Consider the following 3,463-nt stretch of genomic DNA (forward strand, 5'->3'; position numbering starts at 1 on the left):
ATAAATGACAAAACATATTGTCAAAATGTGATTAATTAGGAGGAATAAAYGTGTCAACAACATTAGATTTAAATGCGTTTACGGAGAAATATAATTTACCAGATCAAGCTATTGATGTGAATGAAATCCCTTGGGTACCAACTTTTACGGAAGCAGACGGTGTCTGGTTTAAGCCGGTCCGATTTGATTTAACAACAGGTAACTGGATTCATATTTCAAAATTTAAAGCAGGTAAAGGCAACGCACGACACCGRCATACGGGGGGGACTGTGTTGGCCTACACACTTCAAGGGACCTGGAGATATTTAGAAAGAGAYTGGGTAGCCAAGCCAGGTACTTTTGTTTATGAACCACCAGGTGATATCCATACCTTAGTAGTGGATAAAGGAGAAGATATGATTACYCTTTTCAATTTAGGAGGAGTCATTGAATATTTCGATAAAGATGGAAATGTCATCTTACAGGATGATATTTTCTATAGAATGAAAAAATACTTTGACTACTGTGAAGAACATAATATTCCTGTGAAAGATTTAACTTTTTAATTATGATCGCTTTTGAAATAATATTGCTGTTTAAATAATTTCTAGCTCATTCATTTTATTTGAATGAGCTAGAAATTACACATTCTGTTTAACATAATTTTAATAAAAAACATAGAATAACACATCTGTATCACCAGTTGAAAACGCTTTCTATATTATTTTTTTGGGGGTATAAAATGGATTTCCGAGAGAAAAAGGATGAAGTTCTTCGTAAAAAACAAGTAAAAAAAGCAGCGATTGCAAGTATTGTAGGAACCTCTATTGAATGGTATGACTTTTTTCTATATGGAACTATGGCAGCGTTAGTTTTTCCAAAGCTATTTTTTCCAGAATCTGATTCTTATATCGGCGTATTACAGGCATTTACAACTCTTTTTATTGGGTTCCTTGCCAGGCCTATTGGAGCTATGATATTTGGTAATTACGGAGACCGAATCGGACGAAAAGCAACCCTAGTTATCACACTTCTGTTGATGGGTATTAGTAGTACACTAATAGGCCTGGTGCCTACTTACGAAAACATTGGTATTTGGGCGTCTGTTTTTCTCGTATTATTAAGATTCATTCAAGGAATTGGTGTTGGTGGTGAATGGGGAGGGTCAGTTGTCCTTTCTATAGAGTGGAGTTCTAAAAAACACCGTGGATTAATGGGAAGTATGACTCAATTAGGTGTTCCGATTGGACTTTTAGTATCAACATGTGTTGTTTCACTTTGTATATTTTTTACTGGAGATAACTTTGTGTCATGGGGATGGAGAATTCCTTTTCTAATAAGTATTTTACTTATAGGGATCGGTCTCTTTATTCGCCTAGGTATTAAAGAATCACCACAATTCTCAAAGATGAAAGAAGAAAATCTTGTAGCTAAGCGACCTGTTCTCGAGGTTATTAAAGAACATCCAAAAACTATTATGCTAGCTGCCTTTTCTCGTTTGTCAGAACAAGTACCTTTTTATCTCTTTACAACTTTCGTTATTTCTTACGGGACGGAACAAATTAATTTAGACAAACAATTTCTTACGAATACCGTTTTACTTGTTTCTGTTGCATATCTTTTTGTTGTTCCTCTTTCTGCCTATTTATCGGATAAATTCGGCCGCAGAAAAATATATTTTATCGGAAGTTTAATTACACTCTTATTTGCATTTCCTTACTTTTATCTTTTAAATACTGGGGTATCATCCTTAATCATTCTCGCTATTGCGATTTCAGGTATAGGTCCTGGCATGGTATATGGCCCACAGGCTGCCATGATTGCGGAAAATTTCCCAATTCACCTTCGATATAGTGGAGCATCATTGGCCTATCAATTGGCTTCTATTATTGGGGGAGGAATTGCTCCTATGATTTCCCTTTTTCTCTTGCATGAATTCGGAAGCACAACACCGATCAGCCTGTACATCATTCTCTGTTGTGTTATTGCCATTGTTTCTGTTTCACAATTTAAAGGAGCAGGTCAGGCAAAAGAGGATAATCATGAGATAAAACAGACAATCTAAACAAAAATAATTTTGATGAAAAATTTTCGAAAAAGTCATGATTGAAATTTAAGAGGTTCTGGTGCAAATTTGCACTTGGGCCTCTTTCGTAATTGTAATTATAGTGTTAGTGTAAAAAAATCAAAAAATGATGCTAGTTGTGTATTAAAGCCCAACTAGCACCATGGGTTATTCTCAATAAAAAGTTTGACAAAATAATAACCTTAGCCTGAATCAGGCTAAGGTATGGACTTAGATGCTATTAGGTTCTTTAATCACTCTATTTATAGTTGGTAATTCATAAGTGCCTTCAAACCAACAGCGAACATTATCATACATCATTGTTCTTACTTGTTCTTCTGTCACCCCTGTATTTAGAAGTTGTGGAACAACTTCATCTAAAAGAAAAGTCATTGACCATTTAGGATATGTTTTAAAAAATTCATGTTCAGGTGGAAACCAATCAAAACTGCARCAATAGTCTTGAGATAGGAACATACGATTAGCAAAACCTTTTTTGATCAGTTCAATTAGAGTGGTATTTCTCTTTTCATAAGGTAGTGGTGCTTGTCCGTAGCGATCCATTCCAATGAATGCTCCTCTTTTTAATATCTGCGTTATATAATCTATGTTGTCTGTATCCCCACAGTGCCCAATCATGATAAATTTAGGATCGACACCTTCATCTTCAAATATATCCATTTGTTTGAGACCGTTACCACTTTCAGGATGGGAATGAGTCATGATAGGAACTCCAGTTACTTTTTGAGCACGAGCGATTGCTCGAAAAACCTTATCGAGATCTTCTGTAATTCCTGCGGCATCGGCTGTACACTTTAAAAATCCTGCTTTAATTGATGTATTTTGGATTCCTACCTCAATATCTCTTATAAACACGTCAGCCAAATAGTTGATATCGCGATTTTGAAAAATCGGCGGAATATCATTATAGGAATAAATACCGGTAGCAGCAATGATTTTCATCTCCGTTTCATACGCTACTCTTTCCATAAAACGAATGTCACGACCTATCCCCATTACTGTCGGGTCACAAATTGTGTGCACTCCTTGACTTTTAACTGCTTTTACTTGTTCAACAGCCTTCAAAAAATTGCTTTGATCATCATAGAGATGAGGAAATTGAATCGCCACTGAATCAGAACGTAGAAGAAGATGTTCATGAACCAATGTACAACCAAGTTGTTTGCTATCAACTTTCCCAGTAACTGTATTGACAGATACCATTTTACGATCCTCCTTATTTATTAATTCTAATGATTCTTTTACGAAATGATAAAAAATCATCAGAATTATAAATTACTAAATCTGAAAAAAAGCTAACTTCTCTTTTAAAATTCTTGCTTTTTACAATGTAAGTATGGAGTATAGCCTACAAAGGATATATATTAAAAAGTTAAATCTTTCACAGGAATATTATGT

The 3,463-nt window shown here is 34.9% G+C and carries 3 protein-coding genes; 2 read left to right on the top strand and 1 reads right to left on the bottom strand.

Annotation, left to right across the window (positions count from 1 at the left end; all coding sequences use genetic code 11):
• The first annotated feature begins 50 nt into the window (after window positions 1-50).
• Both AC1DRF_RS20005 and AC1DRF_RS20010 read left to right on the top strand, forming a co-directional pair.
• Window positions 51-545 carry a 2,4'-dihydroxyacetophenone dioxygenase family protein gene (locus tag AC1DRF_RS20005; RefSeq protein ID WP_230184988.1) on the top strand — a complete coding sequence of 165 codons (495 nt, stop codon included), beginning with the start codon at window positions 51-53 and terminating at the stop codon, window positions 543-545.
• A gap of 176 nt (window positions 546-721) precedes the next feature.
• Entirely contained in the window at window positions 722-2,044 is a 1,323-nt protein-coding gene (locus AC1DRF_RS20010) for an MFS transporter (protein WP_477741501.1), read from the top strand.
• Between the two features lie 231 nt (window positions 2,045-2,275).
• Here the strand turns inward: AC1DRF_RS20010 and AC1DRF_RS20015 are convergent, their stop codons facing one another.
• Window positions 2,276-3,268, bottom strand: a complete 993-nt coding sequence (locus AC1DRF_RS20015) for a phosphotriesterase family protein (RefSeq protein ID WP_427670881.1) — start codon at window positions 3,266-3,268, stop codon at window positions 2,276-2,278.
• Between the last annotated feature and the right edge of the window lie 195 nt (window positions 3,269-3,463).

The sequence above is a fragment of the Priestia sp. P5_B4 genome, assembly GCF_056400385.1.